Origin of the sequence: Rhizobium sp. 2MFCol3.1 (assembly GCF_000377565.1) — a bacterium.
Taxonomy (GTDB): Bacteria; Pseudomonadota; Alphaproteobacteria; order Rhizobiales; family Rhizobiaceae; genus Rhizobium.
Genome location: NZ_KB898364.1, coordinates 64258 through 83903, shown reverse-complemented (window position 1 = coordinate 83903; position 19646 = coordinate 64258). Strand labels below are relative to the sequence as shown.

Genomic DNA, 19646 nt, shown 5'->3' with positions numbered 1-19646 from the left:
TATCTTCGTCTAAGATCGCCGTCGTCGTTGCGGCTAGAGGTTGGGGAGTTGCATGAGGCGTCTGCTCGGTGGTCTTTTTCGCTCTCTGTCGGTGATCGGGCTGGTGCTCGCCTTCGCCTTTTTCGCCGCGTCGCTGACGCCGACGCTGATGCCGCGATCCTACATCGTGCAGGGGGCGCTGTCGGGTATCTGCGCGGCCGTCGGCTATCTCATCGGGGTCGCCGCCGTCAGCCTGTGGAAGTATCTCGAACTGCCTTATCGCGGACCGCTTCTGTCGCAGCGGATAGCCGTGCTGATCTGCGGGCTGATCGTGGCCGTCGTCTTCCTCTGGCAGGCGGCTGGCTGGCAGAATTCGATCCGCGAGCTCTGGCATATGGAGCCGCTCGAAAGCGCCGAGCCGTTCAAGCTCGGAGCGCTTGCCTTCGTGGTCTTCCTCGTCGCGGTGCTACTGGGCCGTCTGTTCCTGCTGACCTTCCGGTGGACATCGCGGCGGCTCGATCGCTTCGTGCCACGACGTGTTTCCAATGTCATCGGTTTCGCGATCGCGGTGGCGGTGTTCTGGTCGGTGGCCGAAGGGGTGCTGATGCGCGGGGCGCTGCATGCGATCGATTCCTCGATGCAGCGGCTGGACGCGATGATCGAGGATAACGTTCCGATGCCCGCCGATCCGGCCAAGACGGGAAGCAAGGCGTCTCTGGTCGCCTGGGACGGGCTTGGGCGGCAGGGGCGGCACTTCGTGGCGTCGGGGCCGAGCGCTTCGGATATCGGGGGCTTCTGGAAGCGCGAGGGGCGCGAGCCCATTCGCGTCTATGTCGGCCTCAACAATGCCGACACGATCGAGGCGCGCGCCAAGCTTGCGCTCGAGGAATTGAAGCGGGACGGGGCGTTCGAGCGATCTATGCTCGTCATCATCGCTCCGACGGGTACCGGCTGGGTCGATCCGGCGGCGATGGATACGCTGGAATATCTGAAGCAGGGCGATGTCGCGAGCGTGGCGCTGCAATATTCCTATCTCTCGAGCTGGCTGTCGCTGCTGGTTGAATCGGAATATGGCGCGCAGTCGGCCAAGGCGCTGTTTCGCGAGGTTTACGGCTACTGGACGACACTGCCGCACGACAAGCGGCCGAAGCTCTACCTGCATGGCTTGAGCCTCGGCGCGCTGAACTCGCAGCTTTCGGCCGATATCTTCGATGTGATCGCCGACCCGTTTCAGGGCGCTCTGTGGAGCGGCCCGCCGTTCGAGAGCCGTATGTGGAATGCGGTGACGGCAGGGCGCAACCCGCAGTCACCGGCCTGGCTGCCGACCTTCCGCGACGGCTCGATGATCCGCTTCACCAACCAGGAGAACCATCTGGACCTTCCAGGTGCCGCACAATGGGGGCCGATGCGGATCGTCTATCTGCAATATGCAAGCGACGCGGTGACGTTCTTCGATCCGCACTCCTTCTACCGTGAGCCAGCATGGATGCAGGCGCCGCGCGGGCCGGATGTTTCGCCGAGCCTCAGGTGGTTTCCCGTGCTGACGATGTTCCAGCTGTTGTTCGATCTGATGATCGCGACGACGTCGCCGATGGGCTACGGCCATGTCTATGCGCCCGAGCATTATATCGACGCCTGGATCGCCGTTGCCGGATTGACGGTCGATCCCGGCGAGGTGGCGGCGCTGAAGACGCGTTTCGCGCAGGCGGCAGCTCCGGGCGGAAACGACTGAGAACGCGTTCCCGCGATGGCGGTCTGTCAGGTTTCGGCTGTTCATAAGCGGGAATATGATCGTGATTAACCACGTTTCTTATGGGTTCGTTTAGGCTCTGATAGCAGTTTGCGCCGGAGTGGCTGGGAAACCACATCTTTGAGGTTCAAACTGATGACCTATAGCGGGTTGCTTCTTTCCGCCGTCGTTGCCGGCCTGATCACGATCCTTGCCATCGGCAGTCGTCCTGCGTCCGAGACCGCGTCCAACTGGCCGCAGATGGAACTGACGAAGACCGATCGTATCGTCACCGGAAGCGTGCCGGCGCGGTAATTCTCTGCGACATCGCGAAGCCGCCTAGGGCGGCTTTGCCAATGCGGTCTTGACCTGCTCTGTCCGACAGGGCCCGACTGCAATAAATCACCCATTTGTTTTTGTCGGTGGCGCAAGTAAACGATTAATTTACGGCAACCTAAGAGAGTGGGGTATTGAAGGCGTTACCCGATGAATAGCTCCACACCTCGTTATGATGTAATTTGCGATCCGCTCGACATGTGGATGGTCTGGGACCATCAGGCAGAAGAGCCCGCATGCTTTGGCGGCCAGATCCTCAACGGATTGACCGAAGGCCATGCCGTCGAGGTCGCCAAGATCATGAACGAGATATATGGCAGCGGCCGCCCGGTTCGTCGCGCCGCGATCAACTTGTCCGACGACAAGGATCTGCGTTACGTCAGTTGACGCTGCGGTTCGTCCGCTCTGCAGTTCCCGTCTTGCTGTTCGCAGCACCTCTTTCCAGCCTGACAGACAAGCCTGCGTACACGTCGCCGATCGGTGACTATTGCGCGCCGATCCCGGATTTTTCGCCCGGATTAGGGCTTTTGTTTCAAACGCTTCCGCAATCGTGATCGGCCACGCTGGCCTTGTCCGGGCTTGTTCTGGCTTGGGGTAAGGTTTCGTTCACCGCTTTTTATTAAATTTGGACCGAAGTTTTTTGGTCACTGCCGATCTTCGGAAGCGATGAGAGTATGGCGTTTGTTTCCATCATGCGGCGTTATGTGCTGCCCGTGCTGCTGTCGACAGCGCTGACGACGTGCTCGACGGACGCGCTCGTTCCGCCCGGCAGCGTGGATAGCGGCACGAAGGTCGGCTCCATCTCGCCGCCACGGCGCCAGGCGCCGGTCAACATGCCATCCACCGCCATCGATCAGGCTTATCCCGTCGGCAGTCAGCCGGTCCAGGGTTCCGTCGATTATATGAATACGCCCAATCTTGCCGGTCGCGGGCAGGCGAGCGCAGCGCCTCCTATGACCAACGATCAGGCGTCGGCCGGTGCGCGCGGTGCTGCCGGCCAGTTCAGCGGCCAGCCGGCCACCTGGGGCGGGACGCAGACGCTTGCCGTGCCGCCCGAGGGCGTCAACATGGATGCCGAGCTTGGAGCCGAGCCGGTCACGGGTCTCGCGCAGGAAGAGCAACAGCAGATCGCCGAGGGGCAATCGGACCAGCCTGTCGTCGATGGCATCGGCACGGACAATCCAACCCAGATGAACCGCATGCGCCCGCCACGGCCAGCGAGCCAAGCTGCGATGGGACAACAGCAGCAGGTGTGGGGCGACGGCAGTGCTGTCGTGGCGCCGGCGCGCGTGCCTGAAGAGAGCGAGCCGCAGGAAGTGGCGATGCTGCGGCCGAACAACCCGATGGATAGCGAGCCGCAGATGAGCCAGCCGGCACCGGCGGTGCCTGGCGTGATGCCTAGCTCGGAGCTTTCCTGCCGGCGAGAACTGAAACGTATGGGCGTCGTCTTCACCGACAAGCCGCCGATCTCCAACGGGCCGGCGTGCCAGGTGCCTTACCCGATCTCGCTGCAGGGTCTGTCAGGCAATATCGGCGTTCGCCCGGCGGTGACGCTGAACTGCCAGGTGACGCTCGCCTTTGCCAAGTGGGTGAAGAACGAGCTCGCGCCATCGGCACGGTTTCGCTACTGGTCCGGCATCAAGACGATCCAGCCGCTTGGCGGCTATAGCTGCCGCCGCATGAACAACAGCCGCCAGCGCTACAATCCGATGTCCGAGCATGCGCACGGCAACGCGATCGATGTCGGCAAGTTCGTGCTGAAGAGCGGTCACGAGATCGATGTGCGCAAGAAGGGGCTGTTCTCCTTCCGCGAGGGCAAGCTGCTGAAGGCCGTGCGGACTGACAGCTGCAAGTATTTCAACACGGTGCTCGGTCCCGGCAGCAATCCGGAGCATTGGAACCACTTCCACTTCGATCTGCGCGAGCGCAAGAGCGGCAAGGTCTATTGCGACTGACGGCATTCGCGGCTCGGCATCGACGCGGCTGCGGGAATCGCTTTAAACGGGCTCCCTATCAGTAAGAGGAGATCGTCGTGGCCGAGAAAAAGCGCCCGAACATTCTGTTTTTCATCGCGATCGTGGTGATCGCCGCCGTCGCTGTGTTCGGCGGCCGTTGGTATGCCTATGTGGCCTATGCGAGCGATCCGTTCGATGAAGTGGGCATCAGCCTCAACATGAAGATGCCGGACTTCATTCGCGTCAAAGGCTGCGAGATGCTGAAGGCGCGCTTCGAAGGCAAGACTTTGCCGCCGGCCGGCTGCAGCGTGAACGGCGCCTGGTAACAAGGCTCTGGGGGCCTTGAAGTCCTGACGATCGGGGAACCGCGTTTTCAATTGCATCGTTTTCGAGCAAATGAATACTCTGTTCGCAGTCAATGGGATGTAAAACTGTCGCGGGGCGGCTATATAGCGGCGAAATCCTTCCTTTCGTCTTCAAGAGCCCTTCATGGCCCCCATCATTTCCATCCGCAATCTCACGAAAATCTACGGTAATGGCTTCCAAGCGCTGAAGGGCATCGATCTCGATGTTGAGAAGGGCGAGATCCTCGCGCTTCTCGGCCCGAATGGCGCAGGGAAAACGACGATGATCTCGATCGTCTGCGGCATTGCAAATCCGAGCGGGGGAACCGTGCTTGTCGGCGGCCACGACGTGGTCAAGGACTTCCGGGCGACGCGGGCGATGATCGGGCTGGTGCCGCAGGAGCTGACCACTGATCAGTTCGAGACGGTGTGGAACACGGTCAGCTTCTCGCGCGGCCTGCACGGAAAGAAGGCCAATCCCGCGCATATCGAAAAGGTACTGCGCGACCTGTCGCTATGGGACAAGAAGGACAATACGCTGCGCCAGCTCTCCGGCGGCATGAAGCGGCGCGTTCTGATTGCCAAGGCCCTGAGCCACGAGCCTGAAATCCTCTTCCTCGACGAGCCGACGGCCGGCGTCGACGTGGCGCTGCGCAAGGACATGTGGCACGTCGTCGAGAAGCTGCGCGAGGCGGGCGTCACCATCATCCTGACGACTCACTATATCGAAGAGGCCGAGGAGATCGCCGACCGCGTCGGCGTGATCAATGGCGGTGAGCTGCTGCTTGTCGAGGACAAGACCGCGCTGATGGCCAAGCTCGGCCGCAAGCAGCTGATCCTGGAGCTGACCGAGCCGCTCGAAGAGCTGCCCGCGAGCTTCGCCGGCAACGGGCTTGCGCTCACGGCGGGCGGCAACCGGCTGACCTACGAGTTCGACGCCGAGAACGACCAGGAGAGCATCGCCGCGCTTCTTACGCGGCTTGCCGAGCACAACATCCATTTCAAAGACCTGTCGACGCAGCAGAGTTCGCTCGAAGACATCTTCGTGGCGCTCGTGGGAGGCGCAAAATGAATTTCGAAGCCGTCAAATCCATCTATTTCTTCGAGATGGCACGTACCCGCCGCACCCTGTTGCAGAGCGTGGTTTCGCCCGTCATCTCGACATCGCTCTACTTCATCGTCTTCGGTGCGGCCGTCGGGTCGCGCATTCAGGAAGTCGAGGGGATCTCCTATGGAGCGTTCATCACGCCGGGTCTGATCATGCTGACGCTGCTCGGGCAGTGCATCGGCAACGGCTCCTTCGGCATCTACTTCCCGAAATTCACCGGGACGATCTACGAAGTGCTGTCGGCGCCGGTGGCGATGGCCGAGATCTTGCTCGGCTATGTCGGGGCGGCGGCGACCAAGGGGCTGATGATCGGGGTGATCATCCTGCTGACGGCGAATTTTTTCGTCGAGGTCAGGATCGAGCATCCCTTCATGATGGCGCTGTTCTTCGTGCTGACGGCGGTGACCTTCAGCCTGTTCGGCTTCATGATCGGTCTGTGGGCAAACAATTTCGAGCAGCTGAACCTGATCCCGATGCTGGTCGTGCCGCCGCTGACCTTCCTTGGTGGCAGCTTCTATTCGATCAACATGCTGCCGCCCTTCTGGCAGGCGGTCAGCCATTTCAATCCGGTGCTCTATCTGGTCAGCGGTTTTCGCTGGAGCTTCTACGGCATCGCCGACGTCAATCCGCTGATCAGCCTCGGTATGATCTCGCTGTTCCTGGCGATCTGCCTGGGAACGCTCGGCTGGATGTTCAGGACCGGCTACAAGCTGCGCAACTGATGCGGCATTTCGCTTGCTATGCCTGATCCGGCAGCGTGAGCCGGCAGGCAGAGCAGGATGAAGCCCAGTGCGACAATGACATTTACAAGTCCGGCTACGGCGATCGTCTTCATGATGAAGTCCTGTGTTCGAGTGTCGTCAAACGGCACCCAGCCCGGTCCGTGCCGCGGACAATAGCCATGGCGGCATACGGCCGCCTTGCTGCGAGCATACGCTTTCGTAAGCTTGGAGAGGGTCTTGCAGAGGGTGTAGGGCTTCGAGCGGCGCGCGTGGTTAGTCGCGCATCCTGAGTTCGTCAGTCTGCATCTGCAGCGAACCCAACGTCTCGAGGAAGCTCATGCCGAGCAGGCTCTGGTCCAGCCGCCCGTCCTCGGCGACGCTGCCGGCGACGTTGTTGCGCACGATCGGGCCGATCGCCACTTCAGACAGCGTGACGGGGGCTGCCTGGGCGCGGCCGTTGGCGGTCATCACGCTCATCGAATAGGTGAGGTTGTCGGGAATGATGCCGACGCGCTCCGCGTCTTCGCGCGAGAGCGCGATCATGCTGGCGCCGGTATCGACAAGCATCGTGATGGTCTGGCCATTGATCTCGACATCGGCCTCGAAATGGCCGTTCAGCAGCTTGTGCAGGATGACTTCCTTGCCGCCCTCGCTGGTGGTCACGACCACGGCGCGGCCGGGAATGAGGCCAGCCAGCAGGCGATTGCCGACGCTGAGCGCGTCGTAGCGATAGAGATAGACGGTGGCGAGGCCGAGGATCAGCACCAGCCAGATCATCATGTGGCGCATCGTCTCGCCGACGCTGATACGCCGCCCCCAGATGCCGGCGGCCAGCATGAGCGCGATCGGCAGGAGATAGAGCATGCGGCCGAAATCGTCGGTCCTGACGCCGAGGATCTTGGGGCTGTCATGGTTGAAGAGCAAAATGAGAAGGCCGATGCCGAGACCGCCAAGTCCAATCGTCAGCCTGTTCATGCGGTGAGCTCCGTGCTTGCCATCGTCTCTCGCGATACCGCTGATGGGATCGCTTTCATCCTGGCGGGCAGCAGGCGCATGACCGCGCGCCTCTCTTCATCTGAAAACGCCGCCCAGCCAACAATCTCCTCGATCGTTCGGCCGCAGCCCGCGCAAAAGCCGCTGGATGAATCAATGGAGCAGATGTTGATGCACGGGCTTATCATGACAAATGATATCGTTGTTTCACAAAGCCATGGCAAGAGCACACAATGCCGCCATCTCGGAAATTTGAGCGGTCGCGCCCAGCGTATCGCCGGTATGGCCGGAAAGAGTTACACGGGCCACTCGGGTGAAGATCATCGCGCTGAGGCCGCAGGCGAGCAGGGCGCAGATGAGCGGCAGGAGGCCGAGGCTTGGCCAGATCAGGAGTGCTGCCAGCGCGCAGGCCGAGACGACCGCCATCTGCATGACGCCTTCGCTGGGCTGGCCAACGGCAGCGGCCACGCCATCCGCCTTTGCCGGCGGCAGGCGGTGCCAGTGCCAGACAAGTGCGCCGCGGCTGATGCAGCCGATGGCGGGCAGGGCGAGGGCTGCCGCGAATGGCACGACGCCGCGCGCGATCGCGGCGATGGCGGCGGCGCGAATGGCGAAGGAGAGGATCAGCGCGATGGCGCCATAGGTGCCGATGCGGCTGTCCTTCATGATCGACAGCCGCTGGGCGCGATCGCGGCCGCCACCGATTCCATCAGCACAATCGGCAAGGCCATCCTCGTGCAATGCGCCGGAGATGATCGCCTGTACCGCCAGCGCCACCAGCGCCGACATCAGCCGGTCGGCGCGCAGGCCGAGCATGACGAGCAGAACGATTGCGGGCAGCAGGCCGATGATGATGCCGGCAACGGGAAAGGCGCGCGCGACGCGACCGAGCTTTCCGTCATATCCCGCGAAGGCCGCCTTCGGCATCGGAATGCGGCTCAGAAAAGCGACGGCGCGCGCGATATCCGCCACATAGGTTGCGATGTTCATGGCGCGTCCGCTCCCGGGGATGATGTCTGGCGCTTTTTAGAGTTGTTCCGCTTCGCGGCTGGATTTAAGAGTGGCCGCGAAAGAAGCTGATTTGCAGCCATAAGACAAGTTTACAGACGAGACAAGGAAGCCGCATCCATGAGCGTTTCAGGCCTGCCGTTCGACGATTTCCGGACACTTCTGCGCGATCTGCCGGGGCCGGATCCACGGGCGCTTGTCGCTGCCCGCGAACGAGATGCCCAGTTGACCAAGCCGCCGGGCTCGCTCGGGCGCCTCGAGGAGATCGCTTTCTGGCTCGCCGCCTGGACGGGCCGCACGCCCGCCGTCAACCGGCCGCTGGTGGCGATCTTTGCCGGCAACCATGGTGTCGTGAAGCAGGGCATCACGCCATTTCCTCCGACAGTGACGCAGCAGATGGTCGAAAACTTCGCGGCCGGTGGCGCTGCGATCAACCAGATCTGCGTGGCCTATGATCTCGGGCTGAAGGTGTTCGACCTGGCGCTCGATTACCCGACCGGCGACATCACCGAGGAGCCGGCGCTCTCCGAGCGCGATTGCGCCGCCACCATGGCCTTCGGCATGGAAGCGATTGCCGGCGGCACCGATCTGCTCTGCGTCGGTGAGATGGGCATCGGCAACACGACGATCGCCGCATCGATCAACTACGCGCTCTACGGTGGCAATGCCCGCGACTGGGTCGGTCCCGGCACCGGTTCTGAAGGCGACATGTTCGAGCGCAAGGTCGCAGCCGTCGAAAAGGCGGTGGCGCTGCACAGCGATCATCTCGACGATCCGCTGGAGATCATGCGCCGCCTCGGCGGCCGCGAGATCGCCGCGATGGCGGGCGCGATCCTTGCCGCGCGCGTCGAGCGCATTCCGGTGCTGATTGACGGCTACGTGGCGACGGCCGCCGCTGCCATCCTGCAGGCCGCCAACCCCTCTGCGCTCGATCACTGCCTGATCGGCCATGTCTCCGGCGAGCCGGGCCATCTGAAGGCGATCGAGATGCTCGGCAAGACGCCGCTTCTCGCGCTCGGCATGCGGCTCGGCGAGGGCACTGGGGCAGCGCTTGCCGCCGGCATCGTCAAGGCGGCGGCTGCCTGCCATTCCGGCATGGCGACGTTTGCGCAGGCAGGTGTGACAAACAAGCACGAACACTGAACTCAGTGCCTGCGTTCAGGTTCGTGACAGGTTTATGACAGATGGCTTGCGACGCGAGCGTGTACACGCTATTCGCATTTTTCTGATATGAAGCGGCAGGCATTGCCGCCATCTACCTGACGACGAGGACGCCTGATGAAACCTGCCGTGACCAAACTCACCGGCATCAGCCACTTTTTTGCCGCCGCCAGTTATTCGCTCGGCGGCTTCAAGCGACTGATCAAGGAGGCCGCGTTCCGGCAGGAGCTTCTTTTCGCCGCCGTCGCGCTGATCCTGCTTCTGGCGGTGGGCGCGACGCTTGTCGAACTGATGATCGCAGTCGTCCTGTTCCTGATCGTCTTCGCCATCGAGGCGCTCAACACCGCGATCGAGGAAGTCATCGACCGCATTTCGCCGGAGATCTCGAGCGTCGGCAAACACGCCAAGGATCTTGGCTCGTTCGCCGTGCTTTGCATGTTGACCGCTTGCGGCATCTTCATGCTGTTTACGATCGGCAAGCATTTGATGTTCGGCTGAAGGCCGGTTACCAGTCTATGATGTAATCGGTTGCACTTACTCCGTAAGTGCATCTTTTGAGTGTTTTCGATATCCGCCATGCTGCCCTTTCCAGAGCAGGGAGAGGGAGGCGGTTGTGGCTGTAAGCAGCGTTTACGAAGCTGAGCGGAACGAGCGTGAAGAGGCTGAGCGAAACCGACATGCGGTTTTGCTCGCGATTGTCGGCGCTGTCGTAACGACTGCAACGCTTGGCTTCATGGCCCTGGCGCAACTCGGCGATTGGCTTGCAGCGATCGGTATAGGCGGGCTGATCGTGTTTGTCGGGATTTCTATCGGCGGATTGCTGGGCTTTCTCTTTTCCGTTCCGCGGATACTTGCAAAGGACAATCCGTCACCGGCGCCTGCCGCCAAAGAGACAACATCTCGGACGAAAGCCGCTGTGGCCAATACGGCCCTGAAGAGAGAACGACTGCTGGGATCGAATACCAACCTAGAGCGAATATCGGAGTGGTTGACGACGATGTTGGTCGGCGTGGGGCTGACGCAGATAGGCTCGCTGGACCGCGCGTTTAACCAGTTCAGCGACTTCTTGAGCCGCAAGGCACAAGTCTTCATCATTGACGGACAAGCCAGCGCAGGCGCGCTTCCCGCCGTGGGGCCGTTTCTTCTCGTCTGCGGTCTCGTTAGTGGCTTCATTTTCTTTTACATCTACACCCGCATCTACCTGTCGCCTCTCTTTCAATATGTGGAGATCAGGCTCTCGGAGGAGATCGGCGACCTGCCGCTGAAGACGGATGTCCCAGATTTCAAGGACGCGGCGGCGATGATTGGGGAGGCGTCAATGAGTGTGCCGATGACCTACACGTCGGTTGCTGACGAACTCTCGATCAACGACAGTCTCGAGATCATCAAGAATGTGCTCTATCAACCGCAGGGCTATCGGAACGCAATCACGCTCGGCAACAAGCTCGTGAAAACACCGGCGGTCAAGATTGCCTACTACTGGTACTTGATGGCGGCCGCTTACGGCCAGAAATTCCATGCGCTGCGAGAATCGGGAGCCCCGGAGGGCGAGCAACGGCAAGCGCGTCTGGCGGTGCTTGATGCCGCTCGAAAGGCTGTGCGTTTGAATTCGCACTTCAAGACGGCACTTGCCGAACTCGCGGATGCAGCCAGCTACGACAACGATCTGCAGGACTTTGCCAATGACAAGGACTTCAAGGCGATCGTTCGATAACCCGCCTCAAGCAAAACTGCGGCGCTTGCGGGAGACCGCCTGGGCATCCTCGACGGCCGGAACCGATTGCAGCACGCGTCGTGCCGGCAGGATGGCGATGACTTCGGTGCCTTCGCGGAGCTTCGATTTCAGGATGAACTGGCCGTCGTGCTTGGCGAGGATCGCCTGAACGATCGGCAGGCCGAGGCCGGTGCCCTGTTCGGCGCTCTTGATGGCGATCGAGCCCTGGCCGAAGGCGGAAAGCACGACCGGTATTTCGTCTTCGGGGATGCCCGGTCCGTTGTCCTTGATCGAGATGTACTGGCCGCCGCCGGCCGTCCATCCGACCTTGACCATGATCTCGCCGCCCTGTGGCGTGAATTTCACGGCGTTGGACAGAAGATTGAGGATGACCTGACGCATCGATTTCTCGTCGGCCCAGACTGCCGGAAGTTCGAGCTCGAACTGCTGCGAAATGGTGATGTTCTTGCCGCGGGCGCGCAGCTGCACCATGCCGATGCAGTCTTCCGAGATATCGAGCAGCGAGATTGCTTCTTCGCTAAGCTCGTACTTGCCGGCCTCGATGCGGGATAGGTCGAGGATTTCGTTGATCAGGTTCAACAGGTGCTGGCCCGAGCGGTGGATGTCGCTCGTATATTCCTTGTAGGTCGCGTTGTTCAGCGGTCCCATGACCTCCGCCGACATCACCTCGGAGAAGCCGAGGATGGCGTTCAGCGGCGTTCGCAGCTCGTGCGACATGGAGGCGAGGAAGCGGGACTTGGCGAGGTTTGCTTCCTCGGCGCGACGGCGTGCTTCATCCGACATGGATTTGGCGACTTCGAGCTCGGCGATCAGGTCGTCCTTCTCCGCCTGGTAGGAGAGGATGCGCAGGTTCTGCCGGAAGAGGCGGTCGCTGATGTAATGGAAGAAGATGACCGTCGTGGTCAGCGTGGCGGTCAGGCTGATCTCGAGGATCTCGCGGGAAATGCCGGATTTGGCGACGAGCGCGAAGACGACCGGCGAGAAGGTCACCAGCACGCACAGCGTCAGCATGTAGTTCCACACCGCCGTCAGCGACAACGCGATCAGGAGCGTCGCGCCCTTGTAGAGCACGAGGTTGGCCGGCTCGCAGGCGGCGCAGTCCTGGATCGCGAAATAGGCCCAGCAGCAGCCGATCAGGAACTGGCCGAGGAGGAGCAGTCGGCGCCATTTGCGCGTGCGGATCGCCGTCATCTCGCGCTTGCGGGCGCGGCGGGCGAGAAACACGTTGGCGGCATGGGCCGTCAGCGTCAGTATGGCCCAGAGCACGATCTGGGTGTCGCCGGTGAAATAGATGCCGAGGATCGCGATGATGATCACGAACAGCGGGATGATCGAGGCGCCCTGCAGCACGGCATTGATATAGAGGTTCAGGACATCGCGATCGAAGGCGCCGCTCGGCGCATGGCTCGATTGCAGGCGCTCACGCGTCACCCGCACAGCCTTTGCGACAGGCTTGTTGCGGTGACTCCGTGATTTGTCGACGATATTCTTATCTGTCGATGTGCTTACGCCGTTACTCATTATACACGTGACGCTTGATCTGCGGGTACGTGAACATTAGGGCTCAAATATTAAGAAGTTGTTTGCCAATTTTCCCAAGGGTTTGTTTTTGAAGGAGGCGAAACCGTGACGCGGGGTTTCAGAACCGTTCGTGACGGTGTGACGGCATTTGCGCTGCTCGCATTCATCTGGCTGATCGCGGCCAAGCTGAACGATGTCCCCGAAATCTCCCACGCCGGCCGTTTCCACGCGGCTGATGGAGACAGCCTTGCGATCGGCGAGGAGAGGATGCGGCTGAAGGGAATCGATGCGCCCGAGCTTGCGCAGACCTGCGAGCGTGGTGGGGCGCGATGGGCGTGCGGGCAGGAAGCCAAGCGCTTGCTGCAGAGCCTTGTTGCCGGTGATGATGCGCGCTGCGTGGGAACCGAGAGGGATCGCTTTCAGCGGTTGCTCGTCGTGTGTCATGCGGGCGGTACGGATATCAATGCGGTGATGGTGCGGCGGGGCATGGCGGTTTCCTACGGCGCTTATGGTGACGAGGAGGCCGAGGCGCGATCTGAGAAGGCCGGTCTTTGGGCTGGTGCTTTCGAGAGGCCGCGTGATTTCCGCGACCACAGGCAGGATGCCGAGCGCCCTAGCGGCGTCAGAGGGTTTTTCGGATGGTAAGCGCAACGGATGGGTTGGAGGAGATGCGCGAGGCGATCGCGGGCTGCCGGATCTGTCGCGACGAGCCGTTGCGCGGGCCCGACCACCAATTGCCGCATGAGCCACGGCCGGTGGCGGTGATTTCGACCAAGGCGAGGATACTGATCGCGGGGCAGGCGCCGGGGCTGAAGGTGCATGAGAGCGGCATTCCCTTCAACGACGCATCGGGCGATCGGCTGCGCGAGTGGCTACAGGTCGATCGTGACACCTTCTATGATCGCGACCGTTTCGCCATCGTGCCGATGGGTTTCTGCTTTCCGGGTTATGACGCCAAGGGCAGCGATCTGCCGCCCCGGCGCGAATGCGCGCCTCGCTGGCGATCACCTGTAATCGCGGCCATGCCGCAGATCGAACTTGTGCTGGTGATCGGGCAATATGCGCAAGCTTGGCATCTGGGGAGCGAGCGGCGCGGCAGCGTGACCGAGACGGTCATGATGTGGCGGGAGATCCTGTTTGCCAATCGTGCGCCCGCCATCCTGCCGCTGCCGCATCCGAGCTGGCGCAACACGGGCTGGATCAGGCGCAATCCGTGGTTCGAAGAGGAATTGCTGCCAGCCCTGAGGACGCGCATCACAATGCTTGTGAACTGAAACAAATTTCTTTCCACTGGCCGGAATCGCGCTATACATAGAAAATAATTCGTAGGGGTGGGTAAATGGACCGTCTAGACCGCAAGATTCTGCGTCTTTTGCAGGAAGATTCCACATTGGCGGTTGCCGATCTCGCAAAGAAGGTCGGCCTTTCCACGACCCCTTGCTGGCGTCGTATCCAGAAAATGGAAGAAGACGGCGTGATCAAGCGCCGTGTGGCCATTCTCGATCCCGAGAAGGTCAACACCAAGGTCACGGTTTTCGTCTCCATCCGCACCGCCACGCATTCGATCGAATGGCTGCGGCGGTTTTCGGAAGTGGTGGCGGAATTCCCTGAAGTCGTCGAGTTCTACCGCATGAGCGGCGACGTGGATTATCTGCTGCGCGTCGTCGTGCCCGATATCGCGGCCTATGACGCCTTCTACAAGCGGATGATCGCAAAGATCGAAATCCGCGACGTCTCCTCGGCTTTCGCGATGGAGCAGATCAAGTATTCGACGCAGCTGCCGCTCGACTACATGATCCTCGACACATCGAAGTCCAACGAGGACTGAGTTCAGCCCTTCTTTTGAACGCGGGCGAGGATTTTCTCGCTCGTCAGTTCTCTTGCAGCATCCTTGCCGATCCATCGGGCGGTTTTGTCCGCGTCGGCGGCCAGCCGCTCTGCGAGTTTAAACGCAAGGGCGTGGCAATGCTGGTTGCGCTTGCCGATGTTGCGGAGCGCCCAGTTGACGGCCTTGCGCACGAAGTTGCGCGGATCGTTGGCGTGGCGTTCGATGAGCGGCAGGAATCCGATGAGCGTCTCGTCGGGCTCCGTCTTCATGTGAACGGCGGCGCTGGCGATCATCGCGAAGGCAGTGCGACGGACGAACTCGCGATCATCAGCCGCCATATCCGGGATCAGCGGCAGCAGCCCTGCCTTGACGAAGAGGTCTGCCGCGGTATCGACGATCTCCCAGGAGCGGAAGTCGTCGGCCCATTTTCGGGCCTGTGTCTGCGTCAGCTGCTTCGGGTCGGCCGTGTAAAGCGCGAGCAGGCGCGCTTCCCTGATATCGCTTTTCCAAAGTTCCAACGCCCGCGTGTGGTCTCTCTTCACCTTGCGGGCGATCGCCTGCATGGCCGGATTGGAAATACCGAGCGCCGTATCGGTCACGATGCCGAAACGGCGCATTCCTGTGATCGCTTCCTCCGAGCGCAACGTGCGCAGATGCGCGATCAGATCCGCTGCGCTGGAGGAGGGGCCTATCATTTTTCGAGGCGGGCGAGCAGCGAGGACGTGTCCCAGCGATTGCCGCCCATGGCCTGGACGTCGCCGTAGAACTGGTCGACGAGCGCGGTGAGGGGCAGCTTGGCGCCGTTGTGGCGGGCTTCGTCGAGGACGATGCCGAGATCCTTGCGCATCCAGTCGATGGCGAAGCCGAAGTCGTACTTGCCTTCGTTCATGGTCTTGTGGCGGTTCTCCATCTGCCAGGAGCCGGCCGCACCCTTGGAGATGACGTCGACGACCTTCTCGATATCGAGACCGGCGCGCTTTCCGAAATGGATACCCTCGGCGAGACCCTGGACGATGCCGGCGATGCAGATCTGGTTGATCATCTTGGTGAGCTGTCCGGCACCCGGCGCGCCCATCAGCCCGACCATGCGGGCGAAGGCATCGATCACGGGCTTGGCCTTCTCGTAGACGGCGTCCTCGGCGCCGCACATCACCGTCAGCACGCCATTCTCTGCGCCTGCCTGGCCGCCCGATACGGGAGCGTCGATGAAGCCGACGCCCTTTTCCTTTGCGGCGGCGTAGAGTTCGCGGGCGACATCGGCGCTGGCGGTGGTGTTGTCGATCAGGATCGCGCCTGGCTTCATCGTCCGCAGAACGCCGTCCTTACCCGATGTCACCGAGCGGAGATCGTCGTCATTGCCGACGCAGGTGAAGACGAAATCGGCGTCGCGGGCGGCCTCTGCCGGCGTCGGGGCCGATTTGCCGCCGAATTTCTCGGCCCATGCGGCCGCCTTGGCAGCGGTGCGGTTATAGACAGTGACATCATGGCCGCCTTTCACCTTCAGATGACCTGCCATGGGAAAACCCATGACGCCGAGACCGATGAATGCGACTTTTGCCATGTACCTATCCTTTCATGAATGCCGGCATGAGGAGTAGCCCAAATAGGGCGGGGCGAAAAGCCGCCGAAATGATGCGCGGCGTCCGGCTTGGAACAAAATTCCGCTCAAGGCCCGAAATCGGGTCAGGATAATTTCGAGCGGGCCTAAAATCACAAACATAATTGTCGATCTAATTTATAGATTTCAGCAGAATTTCCCCATCGCAAACACAGCGGCTTCGGAGATCGGACCCGAAACACGCTGATCGAAAGGGGACAGCCATGATTTCTCGTCGACAGACACTGGGGCTTTTCGGCGCCGCGGCCGCGACCGCCATACTGCCTACCATCCGGCCGGCGCGCGCCGCCGCCACCGAGTTTCGGATCGGCTGGCAGAAGAACGGCGTGCTGGCGCTCGCCAAGCGCAGAGGGGCGCTGGAGAAGCGGCTTGCCGACAAGGGCATTACGGTGAGCTGGTCCGAATTCACTTCCGGGCCGCCACTACTTGAGGCGCTCGGGGCCGGTGCACTCGATTTCGGGGCGACGGGCGATGTGCCGCCGCTGTTTGCGCAGGCGGCCGGCGGGCAGCTTTATTATGTCGGGACTTATCGGGGCAGCGCCGCCGGCTCGGCGATCGTTGTTCGCAAGGATTCCGATATCAAGACGGTCGAAGACCTCAAGGGCAAGAAGGTCGCCTTCAAGCGTGGATCGAGCGCGCATAACGTGACCGTCAAGATACTCCGCAAGGCCGGCCTCAAGATCGATGACGTCGAGCCGATCGACCTGTCGCCGCCGGACGCGGCCGCCGCTTTCAAGAACGGCAGCATCGACGCGTGGTCGATCTGGGATCCCTATCTCGCGATTGTCGAGGCCGACCCGCAGACGCGTATCCTGTCCACCGCCGAAGGGATCGTGCCCTCCTACAGCTACTTCCTCGCCAATGCCGGTTTCACCGATGCGAATGGGCAGGTCGTCAGCAACGTCATCGATGAACTCGCCAAGGTCGGCCGGTCCGCGCAGGGCAAGCTCGACGATACGATCAAGGAGCTTTCCGAGATAACAGGCGTTCCCGTCGATATCACCCGCGTGACTCTGACGCGGGCGGGGGCCGATCTCGGCGGCGTGTCGACCATCAGCGACGACGCGGCCGCATACCAGCAGGCGCTGGCCGACGAGTTCTACAATCTCGGCATCGTGCCGAAGCAGCTGAAAACGGGCGATATCGTCTGGCGGCCGAAGGCGAGCTGATCACCGAGGCGAAATCGGGCGTCGTGACGTCGCGGCACGGGCTGTTGGTTCGTGCCGCGAATATGGAAAATTATTCCTCAGATTGGTTTAGACTAAAAAATTTATAATGTCGATCTAATTGGTAGTCTATGAAATCATTGCCTCATGAAAACGGCCTGAGAGCGCAAAGCGCGGCCATGAGGAGAGAGCCCAGCATGTTCACCCGCAGACAGACATTCGGCCTTTTGGGGGCTGCTGCCGCGACCACGATTTTGCCTCAGGTGCGGACGGCAAAAGCCGCTGACACGACGATCAGGATCGGCTGGCAGAAGTTCGGCGTGCTGGCACTGGCGCGGCGCACCGGCGCATTGGAAAAGCGGCTGGCCGCCAAGGGCGTGACCGTCGAGTGGAACGAATTCACCTCCGGGCCGCCTTTGCTCGAGGCCGTTGGCGCCGATGCGCTGGATTTCGGCGTGACCGGCGACGTGCCGCCACTCTTCGCGCAGGCCGCCGGCGGCAATCTGCTTTATGTCGGCACCTATCGCGGGCCGGCGGCGTTTCATGGATTGCTGGTTCACAAGAATTCGCCGATCCAGACGATCGAGGATCTCAAGGGCAAGAAGGTCGCCTACAAGCGCGGCTCCAGCGCCCATAACTTCGCGCTGAAGGTGCTCGCGAAGGCGGAGCTCCAGCTTTCCGACATTACCGAAATCGACCTGCCGCCGCCTGACGCGGGTGCTGCCTTCAAGAACGGGGCGATCGACGCCTGGGCGATCTGGGATCCGTTCTTCGCCGTGGCCGAGGCCGATCCGCAGACGCGCGTGGTCACCACATCCGAGGGTCTGCTCGACAATTGGGGCTACTTCCTCGGCAACGGTACCTTCACCGAAGCGCATCCCGACGTCATTGCCGATGTGATCGATGAACTCGCCAAGGTCGGCGCGGCGGCGCAGGCGGACCTCGATGGGACCGTGAAGACACTGGCCGAAATCACCGGTGTTCCCGCCGATATCACCCGTGTGACGCTGACGCGCAGCCAGGCCGATCTCGGCAAGGTTTCGCTCGTTCCGGACGAAGCACTCACCTACCAGCAGGCGCTTGCCGACGACTTCTACAAGCTCGGCGTCGTGCCGAAGCAACTGACCGTCAGCGATATCGTCTGGCATCCCGCTAGCTGACCCGAATTTTCGAGATCAAGAGGATCATTTCCATGAGCAACAAGCACGATCCCATCAATTTTCTCTGGTTCATCCCGACATCGGGAGACGGCGCCTATCTCGGCTCCAACGATCTGAACCGCGCGCCGGAATTCGACTATCTCACGCAGATCGCTCAAGCCGCCGATCGTCTCGGCTATTCCGGCGTGCTTCTGCCCACCGGGGTCTCCTGCGAGGAATCCTTCGTGACGGCTGCGGCACTTGCCACCAAGACGGAGAAGCTGCAATTCCTCGTCGCCATCCGTCCCGGCACGGCATCGCCCGCCTATTACGCGCGGTTGACGACAACGCTCGACCGCATCTCGAACGGGCGGTTGCTGCTCAACATCGTCGTCGGCGGCAGTCCGGGCGAGCTTGCGGGCGACGGTATCACGCTGGCGCATGACGAGCGCTACGCTCATGCCGACGAGTTCTTCACGGTGTTCGAGGAACTGCTGGAGAAGGGTGTCGCCAGCTATGACGGCAAGTACATCAAGGCGACCAATGCGCGCCTCGGCTTCCCCTCCGTGCAGAACCCGCGTCCTCCGCTTTATTTCGGCGGCTCCTCGGATGCCGGTATCGATTTCTCGGTCGGGCGCGTCGACAAGTACCTGACATGGGGCGAGCCGCCGGCGCAGGTGGCGGAAAAGGTTCAGAAGGTGCGCGCCGCCGCTGCAGAGAAGGGCCGCGAGGTCAGCTTCGGCATCCGCCTGCATTTCATCGTGCGCGAGACCGACGAGGAGGCCTGGGCCGCGGCCGACCGGCTGATCTCCAAGCTCGACGACGAGACGATCCAGGAGGCGCAGCAGCGCTTCGTCAACGAGTCCGATTCCGTCGGCCAGAAGCGCATGGCGGCGCTGCATGGCGGCCGCCGCGACAAGCTCGAAGTGTCGCCGAACCTCTGGGCCGGTGTCGGGCTGGTGCGCGCCGGCGCCGGCACGGCTCTGGTCGGTTCACCGAAGACGGTGGCCGCGCGGCTCCGCGAATACCAGGATGTCGGCATCGATACGGTGATCGGCTCCGGCTACCCGCATCTGGAAGAGGCCTATCGCGTCGCCGAGCTGCTGTTCCCTGAACTCGGCATCACCCGCAAGGAGCAGCGCCATGGGTTCGATAGCGACTTCGGCAAGCGCCAGGTCTTCGGCGGCGGCAGCCATGGCGGCAATCTCAAGGTGGTCTCCGGATCCTGATCGAACGGATGCGCTGCCCTCGACACGCTGGCAGCGCTTCAATGGACGCATGGCTGCCAGCGGGCTTGAAGCCGC

General features: G+C 61.8%; 23 protein-coding genes. 16 read left to right on the top strand and 7 right to left on the bottom strand.

From position 1 onward, the window contains the following. Positions 1-52: 52 nt before the first annotated feature. From D460_RS0121235 to D460_RS0121205, 7 genes are all read left to right on the top strand, one after another. Positions 53-1711 carry an alpha/beta-hydrolase family protein gene (locus tag D460_RS0121235; protein WP_018900607.1) on the top strand — a complete coding sequence of 553 codons (1659 nt, stop codon included), beginning with the start codon at positions 53-55 and terminating at the stop codon, positions 1709-1711. A gap of 138 nt (positions 1712-1849) precedes the next feature. Continuing rightward, positions 1850-2023 (top strand): hypothetical protein, encoded by a 174-nt coding sequence (locus D460_RS36040; protein ID WP_155947803.1) that lies wholly within the window; start codon positions 1850-1852, stop codon positions 2021-2023. Between the two features lie 171 nt (positions 2024-2194). Further along, positions 2195-2431 carry a hypothetical protein gene (locus D460_RS0121225; RefSeq protein WP_026283371.1) on the top strand — a complete coding sequence of 79 codons (237 nt, stop codon included), beginning with the start codon at positions 2195-2197 and terminating at the stop codon, positions 2429-2431. Positions 2432-2718: 287 nt separating this feature from the next. After that, entirely contained in the window at positions 2719-3999 is a 1281-nt protein-coding gene (locus D460_RS0121220) for an extensin family protein (protein WP_018900604.1), read from the top strand. A gap of 77 nt (positions 4000-4076) precedes the next feature. Next, positions 4077-4325, top strand: a complete 249-nt coding sequence (locus tag D460_RS0121215) for a hypothetical protein (RefSeq protein WP_018900603.1) — start codon at positions 4077-4079, stop codon at positions 4323-4325. A 163-nt stretch (positions 4326-4488) separates the two neighbouring features. After that, positions 4489-5415 (top strand): ABC transporter ATP-binding protein, encoded by a 927-nt coding sequence (locus tag D460_RS0121210; RefSeq protein ID WP_018900602.1) that lies wholly within the window; start codon positions 4489-4491, stop codon positions 5413-5415. Continuing rightward, entirely contained in the window at positions 5412-6173 is a 762-nt protein-coding gene (locus D460_RS0121205) for an ABC transporter permease (protein ID WP_018900601.1), read from the top strand. The genes D460_RS0121210 and D460_RS0121205 overlap by 4 nt, the downstream gene beginning before the upstream one ends. Here the strand turns inward: D460_RS0121205 and D460_RS37100 are convergent. The 4 genes from D460_RS37100 to D460_RS0121190 form a co-directional block, all read right to left on the bottom strand. After that, entirely contained in the window at positions 6155-6286 is a 132-nt protein-coding gene (locus tag D460_RS37100; protein WP_280741331.1) for a hypothetical protein, read from the bottom strand. The genes D460_RS0121205 and D460_RS37100 overlap by 19 nt on opposite strands. A gap of 160 nt (positions 6287-6446) precedes the next feature. Then, positions 6447-7148: a TIGR02281 family clan AA aspartic protease gene (locus D460_RS0121200; RefSeq protein WP_018900600.1), complete on the bottom strand. Its 702-nt coding sequence runs from the start codon at positions 7146-7148 to the stop codon at positions 6447-6449. After that, on the bottom strand, positions 7145-7354 hold the full coding sequence (locus D460_RS0121195; protein WP_018900599.1) for a DUF1289 domain-containing protein: 210 nt from the start codon (positions 7352-7354) through the stop codon (positions 7145-7147). Before D460_RS0121195 ends, D460_RS0121200 begins: the two co-directional genes overlap by 4 nt. Before the next feature lie 19 nt (positions 7355-7373). After that, positions 7374-8156, bottom strand: a complete 783-nt coding sequence (locus D460_RS0121190; RefSeq protein WP_018900598.1) for an adenosylcobinamide-GDP ribazoletransferase — start codon at positions 8154-8156, stop codon at positions 7374-7376. A gap of 138 nt (positions 8157-8294) precedes the next feature. On the opposite strand from D460_RS0121190, the gene cobT reads away from it, so the two are divergent. The 3 genes from cobT (at position 8295) to D460_RS0121175 (ending at position 11049) form a co-directional block, all read left to right on the top strand. After that, the gene (gene cobT, locus D460_RS0121185; RefSeq protein WP_018900597.1) at positions 8295-9317 is read left to right on the top strand and encodes a nicotinate-nucleotide--dimethylbenzimidazole phosphoribosyltransferase; all 1023 of its coding nucleotides are present in this window, start codon (positions 8295-8297) and stop codon (positions 9315-9317) included. A gap of 135 nt (positions 9318-9452) precedes the next feature. Next, positions 9453-9833 (top strand): diacylglycerol kinase, encoded by a 381-nt coding sequence (locus D460_RS0121180; protein ID WP_018900596.1) that lies wholly within the window; start codon positions 9453-9455, stop codon positions 9831-9833. Positions 9834-9948: 115 nt separating this feature from the next. After that, the gene (locus D460_RS0121175; RefSeq protein WP_018900595.1) at positions 9949-11049 is read left to right on the top strand and encodes a hypothetical protein; all 1101 of its coding nucleotides are present in this window, start codon (positions 9949-9951) and stop codon (positions 11047-11049) included. A 6-nt stretch (positions 11050-11055) separates the two neighbouring features. Here the strand turns inward: D460_RS0121175 and D460_RS0121170 are convergent, their stop codons facing one another. Beyond that, a complete protein-coding gene (locus tag D460_RS0121170; protein ID WP_026283368.1) occupies positions 11056-12591 on the bottom strand; it encodes a HAMP domain-containing sensor histidine kinase in 1536 nt (511 codons plus the stop codon). Between the two features lie 105 nt (positions 12592-12696). On the opposite strand from D460_RS0121170, the gene D460_RS0121165 reads away from it, so the two are divergent. The 3 genes from D460_RS0121165 (at position 12697) to D460_RS0121155 (ending at position 14419) form a co-directional block, all read left to right on the top strand. After that, on the top strand, positions 12697-13236 hold the full coding sequence (locus D460_RS0121165; RefSeq protein WP_018900593.1) for a thermonuclease family protein: 540 nt from the start codon (positions 12697-12699) through the stop codon (positions 13234-13236). Further along, positions 13230-13865: a uracil-DNA glycosylase family protein gene (locus D460_RS0121160; protein WP_026283367.1), complete on the top strand. Its 636-nt coding sequence runs from the start codon at positions 13230-13232 to the stop codon at positions 13863-13865. Before D460_RS0121165 ends, D460_RS0121160 begins: the two co-directional genes overlap by 7 nt. A 65-nt stretch (positions 13866-13930) precedes the next feature. After that, entirely contained in the window at positions 13931-14419 is a 489-nt protein-coding gene (locus tag D460_RS0121155; RefSeq protein WP_018900591.1) for an Lrp/AsnC family transcriptional regulator, read from the top strand. 2 nt (positions 14420-14421) lie between these two features. Here the strand turns inward: D460_RS0121155 and D460_RS0121150 are convergent, their stop codons facing one another. Beyond that, positions 14422-15114, bottom strand: coding sequence for a DNA alkylation repair protein (locus tag D460_RS0121150; protein ID WP_018900590.1), 693 nt, complete (start codon positions 15112-15114; stop codon positions 14422-14424). Next, positions 15111-15980, bottom strand: a complete 870-nt coding sequence (locus D460_RS0121145; protein WP_018900589.1) for an NAD(P)-dependent oxidoreductase — start codon at positions 15978-15980, stop codon at positions 15111-15113. The genes D460_RS0121150 and D460_RS0121145 overlap by 4 nt, the downstream gene beginning before the upstream one ends. Before the next feature lie 260 nt (positions 15981-16240). Here D460_RS0121145 and D460_RS0121140 point away from each other — a divergent pair, with 260 nt between their 5' ends. The 3 genes from D460_RS0121140 to ssuD all read left to right on the top strand — a co-directional run bounded on the left by D460_RS0121140 (position 16241) and on the right by ssuD (position 19571). Next, the gene (locus D460_RS0121140) at positions 16241-17206 is read left to right on the top strand and encodes an aliphatic sulfonate ABC transporter substrate-binding protein (protein ID WP_018900588.1); all 966 of its coding nucleotides are present in this window, start codon (positions 16241-16243) and stop codon (positions 17204-17206) included. Positions 17207-17400: 194 nt separating this feature from the next. Further along, complete coding sequence (locus D460_RS0121135; RefSeq protein WP_018900587.1) at positions 17401-18363, top strand: aliphatic sulfonate ABC transporter substrate-binding protein; 963 nt, start codon at positions 17401-17403, stop codon at positions 18361-18363. Positions 18364-18395: 32 nt separating this feature from the next. Then, complete coding sequence (gene ssuD / locus D460_RS0121130; RefSeq protein WP_018900586.1) at positions 18396-19571, top strand: FMNH2-dependent alkanesulfonate monooxygenase; 1176 nt, start codon at positions 18396-18398, stop codon at positions 19569-19571. Positions 19572-19646 lie beyond the last annotated feature (75 nt).

Coding starts and splice junctions, on each gene's coding strand:
- D460_RS0121235 (WP_018900607.1), top strand. CDS start 53: ATGAGGCGTCTGCTCGGTGGTCTTTTTCGCTCTCTGTCGGTGATCGGG.
- D460_RS0121225 (WP_026283371.1), top strand. CDS start 2,195: ATGAATAGCTCCACACCTCGTTATGATGTAATTTGCGATCCGCTCGAC.
- D460_RS0121220 (WP_018900604.1), top strand. CDS start 2,719: ATGGCGTTTGTTTCCATCATGCGGCGTTATGTGCTGCCCGTGCTGCTG.
- D460_RS0121210 (WP_018900602.1), top strand. CDS start 4,489: ATGGCCCCCATCATTTCCATCCGCAATCTCACGAAAATCTACGGTAAT.
- D460_RS0121205 (WP_018900601.1), top strand. CDS start 5,412: ATGAATTTCGAAGCCGTCAAATCCATCTATTTCTTCGAGATGGCACGT.
- D460_RS37100 (WP_280741331.1), bottom strand. CDS start 6,286: ATGAAGACGATCGCCGTAGCCGGACTTGTAAATGTCATTGTCGCACTG.
- D460_RS0121200 (WP_018900600.1), bottom strand. CDS start 7,148: ATGAACAGGCTGACGATTGGACTTGGCGGTCTCGGCATCGGCCTTCTC.
- D460_RS0121195 (WP_018900599.1), bottom strand. CDS start 7,354: ATGATAAGCCCGTGCATCAACATCTGCTCCATTGATTCATCCAGCGGC.
- D460_RS0121190 (WP_018900598.1), bottom strand. CDS start 8,156: ATGAACATCGCAACCTATGTGGCGGATATCGCGCGCGCCGTCGCTTTT.
- cobT (WP_018900597.1), top strand. CDS start 8,295: ATGAGCGTTTCAGGCCTGCCGTTCGACGATTTCCGGACACTTCTGCGC.
- D460_RS0121180 (WP_018900596.1), top strand. CDS start 9,453: ATGAAACCTGCCGTGACCAAACTCACCGGCATCAGCCACTTTTTTGCC.
- D460_RS0121170 (WP_026283368.1), bottom strand. CDS start 12,591: ATGAGTAACGGCGTAAGCACATCGACAGATAAGAATATCGTCGACAAA.
- D460_RS0121160 (WP_026283367.1), top strand. CDS start 13,230: ATGGTAAGCGCAACGGATGGGTTGGAGGAGATGCGCGAGGCGATCGCG.
- D460_RS0121155 (WP_018900591.1), top strand. CDS start 13,931: ATGGACCGTCTAGACCGCAAGATTCTGCGTCTTTTGCAGGAAGATTCC.
- D460_RS0121150 (WP_018900590.1), bottom strand. CDS start 15,114: ATGATAGGCCCCTCCTCCAGCGCAGCGGATCTGATCGCGCATCTGCGC.
- D460_RS0121145 (WP_018900589.1), bottom strand. CDS start 15,980: ATGGCAAAAGTCGCATTCATCGGTCTCGGCGTCATGGGTTTTCCCATG.
- D460_RS0121140 (WP_018900588.1), top strand. CDS start 16,241: ATGATTTCTCGTCGACAGACACTGGGGCTTTTCGGCGCCGCGGCCGCG.
- D460_RS0121135 (WP_018900587.1), top strand. CDS start 17,401: ATGTTCACCCGCAGACAGACATTCGGCCTTTTGGGGGCTGCTGCCGCG.
- ssuD (WP_018900586.1), top strand. CDS start 18,396: ATGAGCAACAAGCACGATCCCATCAATTTTCTCTGGTTCATCCCGACA.